This window comes from Rhodococcus sp. UNC363MFTsu5.1 (assembly GCF_000686785.1).
GTDB classification, from domain to species: domain Bacteria; phylum Actinomycetota; class Actinomycetes; order Mycobacteriales; family Mycobacteriaceae; genus Rhodococcus_G; species Rhodococcus_G maanshanensis.
In genome coordinates this window covers 12,804-31,775 of the sequence record NZ_JMLO01000021.1, presented here as the reverse complement: position 1 = coordinate 31,775, position 18,972 = coordinate 12,804, and the positions used below count along the sequence as shown (strand labels likewise).

General features: G+C 69.7%; 17 protein-coding genes and 1 tRNA gene. 12 read left to right on the top strand and 6 right to left on the bottom strand.

Features of this window, described 5'->3' with window-relative positions; genetic code table 11:
• The first annotated feature begins 55 nt into the window (after window positions 1–55).
• Together BR31_RS0116975 and BR31_RS0116970 are read left to right on the top strand one after the other, a co-directional pair.
• Entirely contained in the window at window positions 56–2,905 is a 2,850-nt protein-coding gene (locus BR31_RS0116975; RefSeq protein WP_051637509.1) for an AfsR/SARP family transcriptional regulator, read from the top strand.
• A 52-nt stretch (window positions 2,906–2,957) separates the two neighbouring features.
• Window positions 2,958–4,355: an FAD-binding oxidoreductase gene (locus tag BR31_RS0116970; protein WP_197023641.1), complete on the top strand. Its 1,398-nt coding sequence runs from the start codon at window positions 2,958–2,960 to the stop codon at window positions 4,353–4,355.
• Window positions 4,356–4,423: 68 nt separating this feature from the next.
• Here BR31_RS0116970 and BR31_RS0116965 read toward each other — a convergent pair whose 3' ends face one another.
• The 3 genes from BR31_RS0116965 to BR31_RS0116955 form a co-directional block, all read right to left on the bottom strand.
• Window positions 4,424–4,717 (bottom strand): hypothetical protein, encoded by a 294-nt coding sequence (locus tag BR31_RS0116965; protein WP_027502020.1) that lies wholly within the window; start codon window positions 4,715–4,717, stop codon window positions 4,424–4,426.
• A 42-nt stretch (window positions 4,718–4,759) separates the two neighbouring features.
• Window positions 4,760–5,041, bottom strand: coding sequence for a hypothetical protein (locus BR31_RS0116960; protein WP_027502019.1), 282 nt, complete (start codon window positions 5,039–5,041; stop codon window positions 4,760–4,762).
• A 308-nt stretch (window positions 5,042–5,349) separates the two neighbouring features.
• Window positions 5,350–5,426, bottom strand: a tRNA-Leu gene (locus BR31_RS0116955).
• Window positions 5,427–5,532: 106 nt separating this feature from the next.
• Between BR31_RS0116955 and BR31_RS0116950 the strand changes: the two genes are divergently transcribed.
• The 7 genes from BR31_RS0116950 (at window position 5,533) to polA (ending at window position 14,553) form a co-directional block, all read left to right on the top strand.
• Window positions 5,533–6,144, top strand: a complete 612-nt coding sequence (locus BR31_RS0116950; RefSeq protein WP_037176995.1) for an ANTAR domain-containing response regulator — start codon at window positions 5,533–5,535, stop codon at window positions 6,142–6,144.
• Window positions 6,145–6,463: 319 nt separating this feature from the next.
• Entirely contained in the window at window positions 6,464–7,663 is a 1,200-nt protein-coding gene (locus BR31_RS0116945) for a branched-chain amino acid ABC transporter substrate-binding protein (protein ID WP_231496529.1), read from the top strand.
• Window positions 7,664–7,758: 95 nt separating this feature from the next.
• Complete coding sequence (locus BR31_RS0116940) at window positions 7,759–8,796, top strand: branched-chain amino acid ABC transporter permease (RefSeq protein ID WP_027502016.1); 1,038 nt, start codon at window positions 7,759–7,761, stop codon at window positions 8,794–8,796.
• A gap of 119 nt (window positions 8,797–8,915) precedes the next feature.
• On the top strand, window positions 8,916–10,052 hold the full coding sequence (locus BR31_RS29005; protein WP_425528715.1) for a branched-chain amino acid ABC transporter permease: 1,137 nt from the start codon (window positions 8,916–8,918) through the stop codon (window positions 10,050–10,052).
• Between the two features lie 26 nt (window positions 10,053–10,078).
• Complete coding sequence (locus BR31_RS0116930) at window positions 10,079–11,011, top strand: ABC transporter ATP-binding protein (RefSeq protein WP_442970219.1); 933 nt, start codon at window positions 10,079–10,081, stop codon at window positions 11,009–11,011.
• Complete coding sequence (locus tag BR31_RS0116925; RefSeq protein ID WP_051637508.1) at window positions 10,998–11,777, top strand: ABC transporter ATP-binding protein; 780 nt, start codon at window positions 10,998–11,000, stop codon at window positions 11,775–11,777. The genes BR31_RS0116930 and BR31_RS0116925 overlap by 14 nt, the downstream gene beginning before the upstream one ends.
• Window positions 11,778–11,817: 40 nt before the next feature.
• Window positions 11,818–14,553: a DNA polymerase I gene (gene polA / locus BR31_RS0116920; RefSeq protein ID WP_027502013.1), complete on the top strand. Its 2,736-nt coding sequence runs from the start codon at window positions 11,818–11,820 to the stop codon at window positions 14,551–14,553.
• 33 nt (window positions 14,554–14,586) lie between these two features.
• On the opposite strand, the gene BR31_RS0116915 is transcribed toward polA, so the two are convergent.
• On the bottom strand, window positions 14,587–15,018 hold the full coding sequence (locus BR31_RS0116915) for a protein-tyrosine phosphatase family protein (RefSeq protein ID WP_027502012.1): 432 nt from the start codon (window positions 15,016–15,018) through the stop codon (window positions 14,587–14,589).
• 60 nt (window positions 15,019–15,078) lie between these two features.
• Here BR31_RS0116915 and BR31_RS0116910 point away from each other — a divergent pair, with 60 nt between their 5' ends.
• Window positions 15,079–15,852: a PIG-L family deacetylase gene (locus BR31_RS0116910; RefSeq protein ID WP_027502011.1), complete on the top strand. Its 774-nt coding sequence runs from the start codon at window positions 15,079–15,081 to the stop codon at window positions 15,850–15,852.
• Window positions 15,853–15,868: 16 nt separating this feature from the next.
• On the opposite strand, the gene trxA is transcribed toward BR31_RS0116910, so the two are convergent.
• Both trxA and BR31_RS0116900 read right to left on the bottom strand, forming a co-directional pair.
• A complete protein-coding gene (gene trxA, locus BR31_RS0116905; protein WP_027502010.1) occupies window positions 15,869–16,231 on the bottom strand; it encodes a thioredoxin in 363 nt (120 codons plus the stop codon).
• A gap of 94 nt (window positions 16,232–16,325) precedes the next feature.
• On the bottom strand, window positions 16,326–16,838 hold the full coding sequence (locus BR31_RS0116900) for a 2'-5' RNA ligase family protein (protein WP_027502009.1): 513 nt from the start codon (window positions 16,836–16,838) through the stop codon (window positions 16,326–16,328).
• Here BR31_RS0116900 and BR31_RS0116895 point away from each other — a divergent pair.
• Both BR31_RS0116895 and BR31_RS0116890 read left to right on the top strand, forming a co-directional pair.
• Window positions 16,837–17,955, top strand: coding sequence for an isocitrate/isopropylmalate dehydrogenase family protein (locus tag BR31_RS0116895; protein WP_051637507.1), 1,119 nt, complete (start codon window positions 16,837–16,839; stop codon window positions 17,953–17,955). The two genes, BR31_RS0116900 and BR31_RS0116895, sit on opposite strands and share 2 nt — an antisense overlap.
• Before the next feature lie 50 nt (window positions 17,956–18,005).
• Window positions 18,006–18,962: an ABC transporter substrate-binding protein gene (locus BR31_RS0116890; RefSeq protein WP_081830539.1), complete on the top strand. Its 957-nt coding sequence runs from the start codon at window positions 18,006–18,008 to the stop codon at window positions 18,960–18,962.
• The last annotated feature ends 10 nt before the right edge of the window (window positions 18,963–18,972 follow it).

Genomic DNA, 18,972 nt, shown 5'->3' with positions numbered 1-18,972 from the left:
GAGTCCGGTAGCCTCTGGCGCTCAAGGGAATCGGGGCGCTGAGGAGGATCGAGCGATGCCGGAAGGCCTGGAACTGCGGGTGCTCGGGCCCGTCGCGGCGCTCCGCGACGGCCGCCCGATCGACCTCGGCGGCGCCCGCCAACGCGCGTTGCTCGCGGCGCTCGTCCTCGCCTACCCGCACTCCGTGTCCGCCGACCGCCTGCTCGCCCAGGTGTGGCACGACCTGGATCAGCCCAAGCTCAGCTCGTTGCACGTCGCGATCTCCAAGTTGCGCGACCTGCTCAGTCCCGACAGGGCCAGGCGCGCGGACGGGGTGCTGGTGCGCGACGGCAGCCGGTACCTGCTCGCCGCCGAGCGCGGCAGCGTCGACGTCGCGCGGTTCGAGGAGTTGGTCCGGCTCGGCGCGGAGGTCGCGGACAGTTCGGCGGACGGTGCGGCCGCCGCCTACCTGGAGGCCCTGTCGATGTGGCGGGGCTCGCCGTACGCCGACATCGCCGGATCCGAGTTCACGGCGCCGGAGATCGCCCGGCTGACCGCGATGCATGTGGAGGCGCGCAGATCGTTGCTCGAGATGGGCCTGCGCAGGGAGCGATTCGCGGAGGTGGCCGCCGAGGCGGAGGCCATGACCGCCGAACATCCCCTGGACGAGCGGGTCTGGGAGATCCTGGTGCTCGCGCTGTATCGCGGTGGTCGACAGTCCGACGCGCTGGCCGCGCTGCGCCGGATCAGAGCGATCCTGGACGACGAGCTCGGCATCGACCCAGGAGTGGCCCTGCGGCAGCTCGAGGCGGCCGTGCTGGCGCAGGATGCCGCGCTGCACGGGCAGGCGGCGACCCCCTCGACCGAACCCGATCTGCCCCGCGCATCGAACCTGCCGTCCCCGCGGAGCCTGCTGGTGGGCCGGGCGGCCGACATCGAGGCCCTGGCCGCGGCGCTGTGTGAGCACCCCGTGGTCACCCTCGTCGGACCGGGTGGGGTGGGCAAGACCAGGCTCGCGATCGAGGTCGCGCGGCGCAGACGTGATGGCGACGGCCCGTGGATGGTGGATCTCGGCGCCCTCACCGACGGCGCGCTGATCGTGCCCGCGGTGGCATCGGCACTCGGACTGCCCGGGGTCGGCAGCGCGGAGCATCTCGCCGGTGTGCTCGCCGGGCGGACGATGCTGATGATCCTCGACAACTGCGAGCACGTCATCGCCGACGCCGCGGTACTGGCCGCCACCCTCGCCGCAGACTGTCCTCGGGTACGGCTGCTCGCCACCAGTCGCGAACCCCTTGAGGTGGATGGGGAAGCGCTGCACGAGGTCTCGCCGCTCGCGCCGGACGAGGCGCGGGACCTGTTCGCGGCGCGCGCGGGCGGCGTGGTGCCCGGATGGACCCTCGACGAGGCGAACGCCGCGACGGTGCGCACGATCTGCGCCGAACTCGACGGCATCCCGCTCGGCATCGAACTCGCCACAGCACAGCTTCGGGTGCTCTCCGAGCAGCAGATCGCCGACGGGCTGGGGGACCGCTTCACCCTCCTGAGCGGCGGGTCCCGCAGCGCCCCACCGAGACAGCGCAGGCTCGCGGACACCATCGACTGGAGTTACCGGCTGCTCGATGACGAGGAGGCGGGACTGCTGCGCCAGGTGGCGGTGTTCGCGGACAGCTTCGACATCGGCGGGGCCGCGGCCGTCACCGGGGCTCCGTCCGCGGTCGCCTCGGTGCAGCCGCTGACCGCCCTGGTGCGCCGATCGCTGCTCACCGTCCTGCCCGGCACCTCGCCCCGGCGCTACCGGATGTTGCAGACCATCAAGCACTTCGCCTGGCAGCGGTCCGATTCGGCCGAGCGTGAGCTGTCCGAGGCGAGGCACCGGACCCACGTGCTGGCCCGGGTCAACGCCCGTCAGTCCGCGCTGTACGGCGCGAAATCGGCGGAGGTGATGCGCGAGCTCTCCGCCGACCAGGCCGAGCACCGGGCGGCGCTGGTGTCCGCGCTCGCGGCGGGAGAGGCGCACTACGCCATGGAGCTGGCCGGTGGGCTGTACTGGTTCTGGTACCGGATGGGCCGCATCGGTGAGGGGCTCGGCTTCCTGCAGTCGGCCCTCGACGCGGTCGCGGCGGACCCGAGTCCTCCCGAGCAGAGACCATTCGCGCGGGCGATGGCAGGTGTCGCGTCGCTGACGTACCTCACCGGGGACCGGGCTGCCGCGTCCGCTGCGGCGCGCGAGTCCGCCACCGCGTGGGAGGCGGCGGGTGACCTCGCCGAGGCGGCCCGTTTGAGGGCGTGGTGCGGCTACTTCCTGTCGATGGACGGCAACCTCGACGCGGGTCTCGGCCTCGTCCGCGAGGGCGCCGCGACCGCGCACGCGCTCGGGTCGGGCTTCGCGGAGGCGGACGCCCGGATGGTGCTCGGCATGTTGTTGCGCAACGACGGTCGCCCGCACGAGGCGCGCGCGGAGTTGGAGACGGCGATCGCCGTCGCCGAGCGCATCGGCAATGCGTGGTCGGTCAGCTCCTCGACGTGGGCGCTGATGAAGACGGCGATGGACGCGGGCGACGTGGCGTCCGCGATGTCCGCGGCACGGCACATGCAGTCGGTGCTCGAGGAGGACGGTGACGTGACGTCCTGGCTGGTGCTGATGCACACCTCCGCCGCGGTGCTGGCCGGCGCCGGGCACCCGGTGGAGGCCGCGGTGCTGGCTGGGGCGGTGCAATCGCTCGGCGGCCGGATCGGGTTCCTGCCGGAGGGGATGGACCCGATCGACGGTCCGAGGGAGGCCGCCGCGGTCCGCGATGCGCTCAGCGCACAGGATTACGCCCGACACACCGCGCGGGGGGCGGGGCTCGACCGGGCACAGGTCAACGCGCTGCTGTCCGGCCTGGTCGGGGAGAGCGGCAAGCCGGCCGTAAGAGCGCGATAAGAGCGGTCGGGTCTCCTGTGGTGGACAGATCCGAACGAGCTAAGGAAACGCCGTGTCCACCAGCGTCGAAGAATCCTCACCCGTCCTGCCGTCACTGGTCGAGCGCCTGAGTGCCGCGACGGCCGGGCCCGTACACGCGCCGGGGAGCGGTGGCTTCGACCTGTCCGTCGCGGGCTTCAACACCGTCACGGTGCACCGCCCCGCGGCGGTGCTGGTCGCCTCCAGTGCCGCCGACGTCGCGGCGGCCGTCGGGATCGCGGCCGCCGCCGGGATGTCGGTCGCGGTGCAGTCCACCGGCCACGGCGCGGCGCCCACCGGGCCGGAGACGATCCTGATCAACACCCGGCTCCTCGACTCCATCGTGATCGACCAGCAGGCCAGGACGGCGACCGTCGGCGCGGGCGTGCGGTGGCAGCAGGTGCTCGACGCCGCGTCGCCGCACGGGCTCGCCGGACTGTGTGGGTCCGGGACGGAGGTCGGGGTCGTCGGGTACACGCTCGGTGGCGGGATCGGCCCGGTGGCCAGGACCTTCGGTTTCGCCGCCGATCACGTCACCGAGATCGAGGTGGTGACCGCGGACGGCCAGTTGCGCCGGGTGAGCGAGACCAGCGAACCGGACCTGTTCTGGGCGTTGCGCGGCGGTGGGGCGGCATTCGGGATCGTCACCCAGATCACCTTCCGGCTCTTCCCTGTGCAGACCGTGCACGCCGGCGGCATGTTCTTCGACTTCCTCGACGCGCCGCGGGTCCTGCACGGATGGCGGGACTGGGTGCACCGGATCCCCGAGTCGGTGAGCTCCTCCGTTGCGGTGGTGAACTTCCCGCCGCTGCCCGCCCTGCCCGAGGCCCTGCGCGGCCGCACGGTGCTGCACGTGCGCTTTGCGCACGTCAGCGAGACGGAGGACGGGGAGGCGCTGCTGGCGCCGCTGCGCGACCTGGCGGAGCCGATCATCGACACGGTCACCGAGATCATGTACGCGGATCTGGGTTCGATCCACGCCGACCCCACCGACCCGATGCCCGGCGCCGAGCGGTCGCTGCTCCTGCGCGAGCTGCCGGTCGAGGCGATCGACGAGTTCCTCGCCACGGTCGGGCCCGCGGGTGGCCTGCCGTTGGTGCTGGCGGAGATCCGGGCGATGGGCGGGGCACTGGCCCGCGGCGCCGAGGTCCCGAACGCGGTGGCGGGCCGGGACGCGGCTTTCAGCCTGTTCGCGGTCGGCGTGCTGGCGCCGCCCATCGCCGACGTCGTCCCTGGCGCGCTCGAATCAGTGCTGGCCGCGATGGAGCCGTGGGGGACCGGCGGGGCGCTGGTGAACTTCGCGGGCGGAGCCGAGGGCGCGCCCGCCGACCGGGTGCGCGCGGCATGGGGTCCGCAGGAACTCCGACGGTTGTCCGAGATCCGCGATCGGTTCGATCCGAGCCGGTTGTTCGGCGCCGCTGCGCGCTGGTGACGGCCCGCGGTGGTGGTTCGGCGCGCACGAGGGGTTCGCGCCGGATCATTCCCGCCGGGTAGGTGGCGTCACTGGGGAAGTCGCGCCTCCAGGGTGCGGGTGAGGATCTCGAGGGCCAGGTTCCAGCCCCGTGCCACGTCCTGGGTGAGCGCGACCCCGTGCGCCGTTAGCGCGGGCCCGGCGAGGTCGTTGACCTCGTCGGGCCCGATGCGGGTCTGCGCGAGTTCGACGATGTCGAGAAGCAGGCGGACGCGGTCGCCGTCACTCAGGGGAGGCAGGCGCGGTCGGCGAGGCCGGCGGTCGTCATGGTGCCACCGTATCGGTGCGGAGTATCGGCTCGCCGCCGCGGAGGTGTACAGCACCCCTGCGGCGATGCGGGGTGGACGAGGGCGTTGCGTGTGGCGTCAGGCGAGGCAGATCGGGAATGCGACGTTCGGCCCGATGAGGGGGATGAGTCCCCACGCTGAGCAGGCGAGAACGGTGCCGAGGGCGCCCTGCCACGTCGTCTGCCCGGGCAGGAGCACGACGGGCGTGATCATGTCGGGGGACACGGGTGTCGTCTCGGTGACGGCAGGGGGAGCGGTGGGAGGCTCTTGCGCCGTGGCCCCGGCCACCCCGGCTCCGAGTGTGAGTGCGGGGGCGATCAGGGCCGCAGCAGTCGCCGTGCGCAGTGTGATGGTGTTCATGACGTCCTCCTAGAGCAGCAGGCCCGGGCCTCGCGCGGGAGCACGGTTGCGGTCGCGGTCCGCTGTCAGTAGCCCGAGTCCTCCACTAATCGTGCGCTTCCTGTTGGCCTATTGCGAGGGTCAGTCGGCGGCTACAGGGGCAGGCGCCCGCCGCGTGCTGGTGTCCGTGACCTCCCGCACCGGGATCGGGTCGGCCTGCGGCGTCGCGGAGAGGGGTGGATCGAGCGAAACGCTCTGAGGGACGGGCGATTTCACGTCCGGTCAGTCGACGGCATACCTGTTCGAACCGACGCGCGTAGGAATATTCGTGGTGCCCTCGGTGAGACTCGAACTCACACTGCACGGGTTTTGAATCCGTTTCCTCTGCCAATTGGGATACGAGGGCTGGCGGTTGTCCACTGTAGAAGATCGTCTCCTGGCGTCAAGCACCGGTACCCTTCAAGGGTGCGGCGCCTGACTCGGGCGAGGCTGACGACCGAGGGGGATTGGTGATGACGAACGCTCCGGCCGCGCAGGGTGACGGCGCCGCCGCACGTCGCGTGGTGGTCGCCGAGGACGAGACCCTCATCCGGATGGACCTGGTGGAGATGCTCCGCGAGGAGGGCTACAACGTGGTCGGCGAGGCGGGTGACGGCCAGCGCGCTGTCGATCTGGCCGAGGCGCTCAAGCCGGACCTGGTGATCATGGACGTCAAGATGCCGCTGCGTGACGGGATCGATGCGGCCTCGGAGATCGCGTCCAAGCGCATTGCGCCGGTGGTGATCCTGACCGCATTCAGTCAGCGTGAACTCGTCGAGCGGGCCCGCGATGCCGGCGCGATGGCCTATCTGGTCAAGCCGTTCTCGAAGGCGGATCTGGTGCCCGCCGTCGAGCTGGCCGCGAGCCGGTTCGCCGAGATCTCCGCGCTCGAGCGGGAGGTCGCGACGCTGGCCGATCGGTTGGAGTCGCGCAAGCTGATCGAGCGGGCCAAGGGCGTGTTGATGCGGTCGCAGTCGCTGAGCGAGCCCGAAGCGTTCAACTGGATCCAGCGGGCGGCGATGGACGGGCGGACCTCCATGAAGGCCGTCGCCCAGATCGTGATCGAGACGCTCGACGCAAAATAGGTCGCGACACGCAATGTAACCATTGCGCTAACTAAGTGTTTCAAGGCGATGGTTCGGTCTTTCTGCATTGGGTGACGAAATTGCGCTTGCCTCGCAGATCTCGCCGCTACCTGCGGTTTCTGCATTGTGTCGCCATTCTTGGTCGACCGTATAGTTTCCGCCACGGAAATTCGTCCGCGCGGCGAACTACTTCAATGTGATGCACGGGCATTGCCGCACGGTTATGTTTTGTCCGGGCTGGCGGACGGCCCCTCCGGAATTGTCCGGGGCGCACAGATTTCGGAGGTGGGACGTGCACCGTCGTACAGCGAGAGGCGCGTTGATCGTTGGAGTCGCCGCAGCGCTAGCCGTCGCGGGCTGTAGCAGCAAGACCACCGACGGCGGATCGTCGGAGACCAGCGGGTCTGGGGAGTCCAGCGCGCTCAGCATTCAGCCTGGGGTGCTGCTCGATTCGGCTGGCAACGAGGTCGCGAGCGCCGACGTCACCGATGCGGCCGATCCCGCGGGCAGCGGCAACGCCACCTGCTCGGGGGTCTCGCTCGCGATGGCGGGCGCGCTGACCGGCGCCAACGCCGCGCTCGGGCAGAACATCCTCTACGGGGCCAAGCTCGCCCTCGACAAGCACAACAAGGCCAACCCGAACTGCCAGGTCGAGATGGAGACCTTCGACACCGAGGGCGACCCGCAGAAGGCGACCCAGGTTGCGCCGAACATCGTGAGCAACCAGTCCATCGTCGGCCTGCTGGGACCGGCCTTCTCCGGTGAGACCAAGGCCACCGGCCCGATCTTCAACCAGAGCGGGCTGCCCTTCCTCACCGCTTCGGCCACCAACCCCACGCTGACCGAGAACGGCTGGACCACCTTCTTCCGGGGCCTCGGCAACGACAACAGCCAGGGCTCGGTCGTCGCCAAGTACCTGACCGGCACGCTCGGTGCGAAGAAGGTGTGCGTCGTGCAGGACGACTCCGACTACGGCGTCGGCCTGGCGCGGGTGGTGACCGAGACCCTCGGCGCCGCAGCGGATCCCGCGTGTTCGGCCAGCGTCAAGACCGGTCAGAAGGACTTCTCGGCCACCGTGTCCCAGATCAAGGGCGAGTCGCCCGACGCGGTCTGGTACTCGGGCTACTACGCCGAGGCGGCGCCGTTCGTGACCCAGCTCCGCGAGGGCGGGGTGACCGCCACCTTCACCTCCGGTGACGGCACCAACGATCCCGAGTTCGTCAAGCAGGCAGGCGAATCCGCGGACGGCGCGATCCTCACCTGCCCCTGCGTCCCGGCGCCGACCGCGCTTGCAGAGCAGTACGAGGCGCTCAACGGCCAGGCGCCCGGCGTCTACTCGGTCGAGGGCTACGACCTGACCACGATCATGCTCAAGGCCATCGACTCCGGGGTGAAGGACCGCGCCGGAATGCTGGCCTTCGTCAAGAACTACGACGGGCAGGGTGTCGGCAAGAAGTACCAGTGGAACGACAAGGGTGAGCTGTCCAACGCCCTGATCCAGATCTACAAGGTCAACTGACAGAACGCATCCCGCAGCCGGGTGCCTGCTCGTAGCAGGCCCCGGCTGCGTCGTCGGGGCGCCGGTAGCGCCTCCCGGCCTTGAAAGTGACTTCGATGATCGCGACCTCCCTCGCAGCCTCGGCAACCCTCTACGCGGGCAATATCGACTTCAACATCCACGGGCTCACCACGAGCTTCTGGCAACTGACCATCGACGGGCTCAGCTACGGCGCCATCTACGCGCTGGTGGCGATCGGGTACACGCTGGTCTACGGCGTGCTGCGGCTGATCAACTTCGCGCACTCCGAGGTCTTCATGCTCGGCATGTTCGGGCAGTACGTGGCGCTCGAACTGCTCGGCTTCACACCGAGCGGCAACGCCTACAACGAGGGCGTCGTCATGACGGTCGTGTTCCTCGGTCTGGCAATGCTGTTCGGCATGGCGGTTTCGGGCGGCGCCGCTGTCGGGCTCGAGCGGGTGGCCTATCGACCGCTGCGCAAGCGCGGGGCGAAACCGCTCACCTTCCTCATCACCGCGATCGGAATGTCGTTCGTGCTGCAGGAATTCGTGCACTACGTGCTCCCCGAGATCTGGCCGGGGCTCGGCGGCACCAATGCGCAGCAGCCCATCAAGCTGGTCCAGCCGGTCGAGGTGTTCAGCATCTTCGGCGCCTCGGTGAGCAACGTGACGATCGTGATCATCGTGGCCGCGTTGCTCCTCACCCTGGTCACCGACATGATCATCAACCGAACCAAGTTCGGCCGGGGGATCCGGGCGGTGGCCCAGGACCCCGACACCGCGACCCTGATGGGCATCTCCCGAGAACGCGTGATCATGCTGACCTTCCTGCTCGGCGGCATCCTGGCCGGCGCCGCGGCGCTGCTGTACACCCTCAAGATCCCCTCCGGGATCATCTTCAACGGCGGCTTCATCCTCGGGATCAAGGCGTTCTCCGCGGCGGTGCTCGGCGGTATCGGCAATCTCCGCGGGGCCTTGCTCGGCGGCCTGCTGCTCGGGGTCATGGAGAACTACGGCCAGGTGGTGTTCGGCACCGAATGGCGAGACGTGGTCGCCTTCGTGCTGCTGGTCGTCGTGCTGATGTTCAGGCCGACCGGGATCCTCGGTGAGAGCCTGGGAAGGGCGCGGGTATGAGTACCGAGAATCCGGCTGCGGCGCAGCCAGACCCGACCGAGCTGCTCAAGGGGCCGCAACCCGACAGGCACGGCGTCGGCGACGCGATCCGGGGCTGGTGGAACGGCCTGGCAAGGCCGATGCAGTGGCTCGTCGGGGTCCCGGTGATCGCCCTGATCGCGATCCTGCCGGTCTGGCGGCCGCCGATCCTGGACACGCCGGGCACCGACTTCGGCGGGGTGATGGCCCAGTTCGCGATGTACGCGCTGATCGCGATCGGCCTCAACGTCGTCGTCGGTCAGGCCGGCCTGCTCGACCTCGGCTACGTCGGCTTCTACGCGGTCGGTGCGTACACCGTCGCGCTGCTCACCAGCCCGAACAGTCCGTGGAACAAGATGACCGAGAGCGGCTTCTTCTCCGAGGACTGGGCGTGGCTGTCCTGCCTGCCGATCGCGGTGGCCATCACCGCGTTCACCGGGCTGATACTCGGCACCCCGACGCTGCGGCTACGGGGCGACTACCTGGCCATCGTGACCCTCGGCTTCGGTGAGATCGTCCGGTTGCTGGCCGACAACCTCACCGACGTCACCAACGGCGGTCAGGGGCTCTCCCAGATCGCGTACCCGCACCTCGGCGAGACCGAGGACAAGCCGTACGGGGTGTTCTCGGCGGGCAACACCGGCGGCAACCTGAACTCCGGCGTGTGGTGGTTCTGGGTCGGCATGGTGATGGTGATCATCGCGCTGCTGCTGGTCGGCAACCTCGAGCGCAGCCGGGTCGGTCGAGCCTGGGTCGCGATCCGGGAGGACGAGGACGCCGCCGAGATCATGGGCGTGCCGACCTTCAAGTTCAAGCTGTGGGCCTTCACGATCGGCGCCTCGATCGGCGGCCTGTCCGGCGCGCTCTACGCCGGGCAGGTGCAGTTCATCAATCCGACAGGGTTCAACGTCATCAACTCGATGCTCTTCCTGTGCGCGGTGGTCATCGGCGGTCAGGGCAACAAGCTCGGCGTCATCGTCGGCGCGTTCATCATCGTGTACCTGCCCAACCGGGCGATGTCGATCGAGATCGGCGGGCAGTCGCTCGGCGACTACAAGTACCTGTTCTTCGGCCTCGCGCTGGTGGTGCTGATGATCTTCCGCCCGCAGGGTCTGTTCCCTGCGCGGCAGAAACTACTGGCCTACGGCAGGCAGATCTACCAGGCTGTACGTAGACCCAGCGACGCGCCGGGCAATGGTCCGGCGCCGAGCGCAGCGACGACGGAGGTCGGCGGATGACGGCGGGACCTGGAGCGGGCGACGCGATGTTCGACAACGAGGACATGGCCGCGAACCTCGCGCCCGAGGTGGATGTGCCGACCGCGGGTGTCGTGGACGTCGCGGCCTTCGATCCGGCGCTCGTCGACCCCGAGGCGGTCGCCGAGGCGGTGGCCCCGCAGCGGGAGATCGAGACCGCCGAGGGTCAGGCGCTGCTGAAGACGGAGGGCCTGACCGTGCGGTTCGGCGGGCTCGTCGCGCTCGACGACGTGTCCTTCGAGATCCGGCGCGGCGAGATCCTCGGCCTGATCGGGCCCAACGGCGCAGGCAAGACCACCTGTTTCAACGCCATCACCGGCGTCTACAAGCCGTCGGCGGGACGGGTGATGTTCGACGGCGAGCCACTGGCCAAGACGAAGCGCAACGAGATCACGCGGCTCGGCATCGCGCGCACCTTCCAGAACATCCGGCTCTTCGGCGAGATGACCGCGCTCGAGAACGTCGTGGTCGGTACCGATGCCAGGCACCGGACCTCGGTCCCGGGCGCCATCTTCCGGACCAGGCGCCACCGCCGCGAGGAACGCGACGCCGTGGCCCGCGGGATGGCGCTGCTGGAGTTCGTCGGCATCGCGCCCCGCGCGGTCGAGAAGGCGAAGAACCTCTCGTACGGCGACCAGCGACGCCTGGAGATCGCGCGGGCGCTGGCCACCGAGCCGAAACTGCTGTGCCTCGACGAGCCCGCCGCCGGATTCAACCCGAGCGAGAAGTCCGCGTTGATGGATCTGATCCGCAAGATCCGGGACGACGGCTTCACGGTGCTGCTGATCGAGCACGACATGCGCCTGGTGATGGGCGTGACCGACCGCATCGTGGTGCTCGAGTTCGGCAAGAAGATCGCCGACGACCTGCCTGCCGCGATCCGCGAGAACCCGGCCGTGATCGCTGCCTACCTGGGGGTGCCAGACGATGCCATCGCATAGGGAGACCGACGAGGCCGGCCGGTCCGGTTCTGTCGCGACCGCCGAGGGGCCGCTGCTGGAGGTGACCGACGTCGCGGTGAGCTACGGACGCATCCAGGCGCTGCACGGGGTCTCGCTGCGCGTCGACCGCGGCGAGCTGGTGACCCTGCTCGGCGCGAACGGGGCAGGCAAGTCGACCACCATGCGGGCGCTGTCCGGGCTGCTGCCGCTCACCCACGGCCGCATCGTGTTCGACGGCCGCGACATCACCCACGTGAAGGCGCACGAGCGGGTGAAGATGGGCATGGTGCAGGCGCCCGAGGGACGCGGCGTGTTTCCCGGGATGACCGTGCAGGAGAACCTCGACATGGGTTGCTATGCACGCAAATTCGAGACGAAGGCCGCGTACTCCGAGCGCTTGGAGTGGGTCTTCGAGCTGTTCCCCCGGCTCGAGGAGCGCCGCACCCAGGTCGGCGGGACCATGTCAGGGGGCGAGCAGCAGATGCTGGCCATCGGCCGGGCGCTCATGTCGAGGCCGCGCCTGCTGATGCTGGACGAGCCGTCGATGGGGTTGGCGCCCATGGTGATCCAGCAGATCTTCCGGATCATCGCGGAGATCAATGCGCAGGGCACCACGATCCTGCTGGTCGAGCAGAACGCGCAGCAGGCGCTCACCCGGACCGATCGGGCGTACATCCTGGAGACCGGCGAGGTGACCAAGACCGGGACCGGCAAGGAGCTGCTCGCCGATCCGGCGATCAAGCGCGCCTACCTGGGGGTGGGGTAGTGGTTCTCGTGTGTCGGTCCACGTCCCTAGACTCAGTGCGGTGAGCCCAGCAACCGATCAACGGTCCTCCGCCCGCCCCGACGGCGCCGCAACCGCCGACAAGCCGACGTTGTTGCTGCTCGACGGCCATTCCCTGGCCTATCGGGCGTTCTTCGCGCTGCCCGCCGAGAACTTCAAGACGCACAGCGGACAGACCACCAACGCGGTGTACGGGTTCACCTCGATGCTGATCAACCTGCTGCGCGACGAGCAGCCGACGCACGTGGCGGCCGCGTTCGACGTCTCCCGGCAGACCTTCCGTGCGGAGGCGTTCCCGGAGTACAAGGCGAACCGCAGCAAGACCCCTGACGAGTTCAAGGGGCAGGTCGAGATCACCAAGGACGTGCTCGGCGCGCTCGGCATCCCGGTGATGGCCGAGGCCGGTTTCGAGGCCGACGACATCATCGCCACCCTGACCACACAGGCCACCGAGCTGGGCTATCGGGTGCTGGTGTGCACCGGCGACCGGGACGCCCTCCAGCTGGTCACCCCTGACGTCACCGTTCTCTACCCGAAGAAGGGCGTCTCCGAGCTCACCCGGTTCACGCCCGAGGAGGTCGAGGCCAAGTACGGCCTGACCCCGAGCCAGTACCCGGACTACGCCGCCCTGCGCGGCGACCCGAGCGACAACCTGCCCGGCATCCCCGGCGTCGGCGAGAAGACCGCGGCGAAGTGGATCAGGGAGTACGGCTCGTTCGGCGAGCTGGTGCTGCACGTCGACAAGGTCCGCGGCAAGGTGGGCGACTCGCTGCGCGAGAACCTGGGCAGCGTGATCCTCAACCGTCGCCTCACCGAGATGGTCCGCGACGTGCCGCTGCCGTACACCCCGGACCAGCTGGTGCTGGCGCCGTGGGACCGGGACCGCATCCACATGCTGTTCGACGACCTCGAGTTCCGGGTGCTGCGGGACCGGTTGTTCGACACGCTCTCCTCCGCCGAACCCGAGGCCGAGGAGGGCTTCGAGGTGCGCGGCGGGGCGCTGGCGCCGGGCGAGGTGGCGGACTGGCTGGCCGAGCACGCCCGCACCGGGCAGCGGCACGGGCTGTCGGTGGTCGGCTCGAAGCATCCGTACGGCGGTGACGCGAGCGCTGTCGCGATCGCGGCCTCGGACGGCGAGGGTGCGTACATCGTCACCGCCACCGCGAGCCCCGAGGACGAGAAGGCGCTCGGCGCTTGGCTTTCCGACCCGAGCGAGCCGAAGGCGCTGCACGAGGCCAAGGTGGCGATGCACGCCCTCCGTGGTCGCGGCTGGGTGCTGGGCGGGCTGACCAGCGACACCGCGCTCGCGGCGTACCTGGTCCGGCCGGGTCAGCGCAGCTTCAACCTCGACGACCTGTCCCTGCGGTACCTCAAGCGCGAACTGCGGGTCGAGGACTCGGGTGAGGCACAGCTCTCGCTCCTCGACGAGGAAGACCAGGCCGATGCGGCCGTCGCCGAGAGCGAGATCCTGCGGGCCAGGGCGGTGGTGGACCTGGCCGCCGCGCTCGACGACGAGCTCGCCGACATCGAGTCCGCCAAGCTGCTCACGGAGATGGAGCTGCCGCTGCTCGGGGTGCTCGCGGACATCGAGTACACCGGCATCGCCGTCGACACCGCGCACCTGCACGACCTGCAGAGCCGCTTCGCCGATGCCATCAACGTCGCCGCCAACGCGGCGTACGAGGTGATCGGCAAGCAGATAAACCTGGGCTCGCCGAAGCAGCTGCAGGTGGTGTTGTTCGAGGACCTCGACATGCCGAAGACGAAGAAGACCAAGACGGGGTACACCACCGACGCCGCCGCCCTCGAGGCGCTGTTCGAGAAGACCGAGCACCCCTTCCTGGAGCACCTGCTCGCGCACCGCGACGCCACCCGGCTGAAGGTGACCGTCGACGGGCTGCTCAAGTCCGTCGCCGAGGACGGCCGGATCCACACCACCTTCAACCAGACGGTGGCCGCCACCGGCCGGCTCTCGTCCACGGAGCCGAACCTGCAGAACATCCCGGTGCGCACCGACGCAGGCCGCGAGATCAGGGACGGCTTCGTCGTCGGGGATGGCTACGACTACCTGCTGACCGCCGACTACAGCCAGATCGAGATGCGGATCATGGCGCACCTGTCCGGGGACGAAGGCCTGATCGAGGCGTTCAACACCGGCGAGGACCTGCACAGCTTCGTGGGTTCGCGTGCATTCGGGGTGCCGATCGAGGAGGTCACGCCCGAGCTGCGTCGTCGCGTGAAGGCAATGTCCTACGGATTGGCATACGGCCTCAGTGCGTTCGGCCTGGCATCGCAGCTGAAGATCTCGACGGAGGAGGCGAAGGGGCAGATGGACGCCTACTTCGCCCGGTTCGGCGGGGTCCGCGACTATCTCCGCGAGGTCGTCGAGCAGGCCCGCAAGGACGGCTACACCTCCACCCTGTTCGGCAGGCGCCGTTACCTGCCGGACCTGAACAGCGACAACCGCCAGCGTCGCGAGGTGGCCGAGCGGGCCGCGCTCAACGCCCCGATCCAGGGCACGGCCGCCGACATCATCAAGGTCGCGATGATCGACGTGCAGAAGTCGCTCGCCGAATCGGGGCTGCGCTCGCGGATGCTGCTCCAGGTCCACGACGAGCTGGTGCTCGAGGTGGTCGAGTCGGAGCGCGAGCAGGTCGAGACGCTGGTCCGGGAGAAGATGGCGGCGGCCATCGAACTCTCTGTGCCGCTGGAGGTCTCGGTCGGAACCGGGCGCAGCTGGGACGCGGCCGCGCACTAGCGGCAGGTGGTCGCTCGTCGTCGACGCCGGTCATCAGGCGGCGAATCGTGCGACGTATCTCCGCTGCCAGGGTGTCTCGACGGCGTGGGGATCGAAGTGCCGACGCACAAAGGCGACCGCGTCGTCGGCGGGGACGCCGTCGAGCACGGCGATGCAGGCCAGCGCCGTGCCAGTGCGGCCTCGGCCGCCGCCGCACGCGACTTCCACCCGCTGTGTCCGGGCACGCTCCCACGCGTCGCGCATGGCGTCCCTGGCGTCCGCCCGATCGCTCGGGAGCCGGAAATCCGGCCACCGGACCCAGCGCGACTCCCATCCGAAGGTGGGTGGGGGACTGCCGAGCAGGTAGAGACCGAATTCGGGAGGTTCGCCGTCCGGCAGTGGCCTCCGAAGCGCGCGTCCCCGCACGAGCCGTGTCGACGGAAGCCGCAGCACCCCCGATTCCGCTGTGTCCCATGGCCGGTCCATGATCGGCAAGATACTCGGGTCAGGCGGGGGCGAGCGGCGGTCCTGTGGAACCATTGCGGGATGAGCGTCCTGGTCTGCTTCCACGCCCACCCCGACGACGAGGTGTTCATCACCGGCGGAGTCATGCGTCAGGCTGCCGACGCCGGCCATCGCGTCGTCGTCGTCACCGCGACCGACGGCGCCCTCGGTGAGTTCCCCGAGGGACTGCTCGCGGAGGGGGAGTCGCTGGCCGATCGCAGGCGCAGGGAACTGGAGGAGTCCACCAGCGTGCTCGGTGCGCATCGGGTGGTGTTGCTGCACTACGCGGACTCGGGGATGGCGGGGACCCCGGAGAACGCGAACCCGGCGGCGTTCTGCAACGCCGACGTCGAGGAAGCCGCGGCGCGCCTGGCCGAGATCCTCGTCGAGGAGTCTGCGGACGTGGTCACCGTGTACGACCCCAACGGCGGCTACGGGCACCCGGACCACGTGCAGGTGCACCACGTCGGCGTGCGGGCGGCGGAGATCGCCGGGGTGCCGCACGTCTACGAGGCCGCCGTCAGCCGTGATCACATCCGCAGGCTGATGGCGGCAAACCCGGAGTGGTCGGAGGATGCCCAGCCCCCGGATCTCGACTCGTTCGGCCTGCCGGAGGAGGACATCACCACCGTGGTGGACGTCAGCGCTGCGATGGGCGCCAAGCGGGCCGCGATGCACGCGCACGCCACCCAGGTCGGCGACTTCGGGCCGTTCCTGCAGATGCCGGAGGAGCAGCTGCGGGCCGCGTTCGGTCAGGAATGGTTCCGGCGCCGGGGCGCCCCCGCCGGGCTGGCGGAGACGGCGCTACCGCTCTGACGCGGCCCGCGGGCGCTCAGTCCTGAGCGGCCGCGACCTGCTCGCGGACCTTGTCCATGTCCAGCGCCTGCACCTGGGTCACCAGATCCTCGAGCGCCGCGGGCGGGAGTGCGCCTGGCTGGGAGAAGACCAGGATGCCCTCACGGAAGGCCATGATCGTCGGGATCGACCTGATGTTGGCCGCGGCCGCGAGTCCCTGCTCGGCCTCGGTGTCCACCTTCGCGTGCACGACGTCGGGATGCTGCTCGGCGGAGGCCTCGAAGGTCGGGGCGAAGCTGCGGCACGGTCCGCACCACGACGCCCAGAAGTCGACGAGGACGACATCGTTCCCGCCGATGACCTCGTCGAAGTTCTGCTGGGTCAGGGTCTGCGTTGGCATCTGAATCCTCTCGTCAAAGCGTATCGACCGGGTTCAACGCGGCCGGGTGTCCGATTCTTCCCGCCAGGGGCGGGCCTGCGTGGGGGAACCCGGCTCAGGCGATGAGCCATTCCCGCTTGGCCTCGCCGTCCCACCGCCTGATCGAGACCGCGTGCCCGGTCAGGTGGGTGGCCGCAACGGCGCAGATCGCGGTCCCGATCTGCTCGGGGAGCACCCGCCTGGCGAGCGTGACGTGCGGGGTCCAGTCGCCGGGGTGGGTGTGCGCTGGAATGCCTTCACTGTGGCGCACCAGCCGGAAGACGGTCCGCTGCAACGACAGCAGACCTGCGGTCGGGACGACGAGGTGCGCCAGCGTCTTTCGGTGACCGCCGAAGACGACCAGGCCGCCGAGCGTGACCTGGAGGGCGGGGGCGAGCAGTCCCCGCTGGAGCTCGAGGTCGGTCTCGGGGTCGATGTGCTGGGCCACCGCGAGGGTGATGTGCGGGCGATTCGAGATCTGCCGGACCGCGTCCTGCCCGCGGATCCCGGTCCCGGAGACCTGGCGCCACTCGCGGCGCACCGCGGCGTCGAGGCGGTCGTCGAGCAACAACTCCACGGACTGCACCATGGTGAGCAATGATTGTCGGGTGAACCCGACGAGCGCAACGACATCGGAGCCGACGCGGCTCGGCCTGCTGGTGGGGGACGGGATCGGCCACGAGATCGTGCCCGCGGCCCAGCGGATCGCGGACGCCGCCGTCGCGGCCGTCGGCGGGACACCGGTGGAGTGGGTGCCCCTCGACGTCGGCCTTGACGCGATCGGCGAGCACGGCACGCCGATGCCGGAGTCGACCCTGGTGGCGCTCGCCGACCTCGACGGCTGGGTGCTCGGCCCGCACGACAGCGCCTCCTACCCGGATCCGTTCCGCGGTCAGTTGACTCCCGGCGGAACCATCCGCAAGCGATTCGACCTGTTCGCCAACATCAGGCCAGCGCGCGCCTTTGCCGGGGTGCGCGCCGTGTCGCCCGAGATGGACCTGGTGATCGTCCGCGAGAACACCGAGGGTTTCTACGCGGACCGCAACATGTTCACCGGCAGTGGCGAGTTCATGCCGACGCCGGATGTGGCGATGGCAGTCGGCGTGGTCACCCGGCGGGCCTCCGAACGGATCGCCCGCGCCGCCTTCGAGCTCGCCTCCCGGCGCCGCGGCAGGGTCACGGTGGTGCACAAGGCGAATGTGCTGGCGCTGACCACCGGACTGTTTCGCGACGTGTGTCACGAGATCGGGCAGCAGTATCAGGGCGTCGAGGTGCGAAACGAGCACGTCGACGCGATGGCGGCGCACCTGGTGCGGCGGGGCGAGGACTTCGACGTGGTGGTCACCGAGAACATGTTCGGTGACATCCTCTCGGATCTGGCCGGGGAGCTGTCCGGTTCGCTCGGCACCGCGCCGTCGCTCAACGCGTCCGAGACCAAGGCGATGGCGCAGGCGGCGCACGGGGCCGCCCCCGACATCGCGGGCCGCAACCGTGCCAATCCGACGGCGATGATCCTCTCTACCGCCATGCTCTTCGACTGGTTGAGCGCCCGCGGCGATGACCCGGCGCTCGGTCAGGCCGCGGAGCGGATCCAGTCGGCGGTGGCGAACACCCTCAAGGCGGGGGTTGCGACCGCGGACCTCGGCGGGCTGGCGTCGACCGCGGAGTTCACCGAGACGGTGGGGGCACGGATCCTGCGGCGCTGACGGCGTCCGGGTTGGTCTCCGGAGCCCCCGATACCCAGTAGTCTTTGCGGGTGACATCACGATCTCCGTCGGGCCGGACGCCCGTCGGCGCCCGGCCCCGACGCGCACGTGGCGTCCGCCTCGCGGCGGGTCTCGTCGGGCTGGTGCTGGCGGTAACCGCGTCGGCCTGCGTCAAGAACACCGAGGGACTGGTCCCGGTCGCCGCGCCCGTGCCCGTGGACAAGGTGGACGCGATCGCCGCGCAGCTGCCGCAGGAGATCGCGTCCTCGGGCCGGCTGATCGTCGGCGTCAACGTGCCCTACGCCCCCAACGAGTTCAAGGACGAGTCGGGCCGCATCGTCGGTTTCGACGTCGACCTGATGGATGCCGTGGCGTCGGTGCTGGGGGTGCGCGCCGAATACAAGCAGTCCGACTTCGACAAGATCATCCCCGCCGTGCAGGCCGGCACCTACAACCTGGGCATGTCCTCGTTCACGGACACGAAGGAGCGCGAGGAATCGGTCGACTTCGTCACCTATTACCGCGCCGGGATCCAGTGGGCCCAGCGTGAGGGCGACTCGGTGGACCCGAACGACGCGTGCGGGCTGCGGGTCGCCGTCCAGACCACCACCACCGAGGACATCGATGAGGTGCCCGCCAAGAGTGAGGCGTGCGTGGTCGCGGGCAAGCCGCCGATCAACAAGGTGAAGTACGACAGTCAGGACGAGGCCACGAACGCGCTGATCCTCGGCCGCGTCGATGCACTCTCGGCAGATTCGCCGGTGACCGCGTATGCGATCGCGCGCAGCAGCGGCCGGCTGGAACCGGCAGGCCCGGTGTTCGACTCGGCGCCCTACGGGTGGCCGGTGCGCAAGGGCTCGTCGCTCGGGCCGGTGTTGCAGCAGGCGATGCAGCATCTCATCGACAGCGGGGCGTACCAGCAGATCGCTACGAACTGGGGTGTCGAGGCGGGCGTGATCGAGACCTCGGTGATCAACGGCGCAGCGAGCGAGGGAGCCGGCGGATGAGCGGGACGGA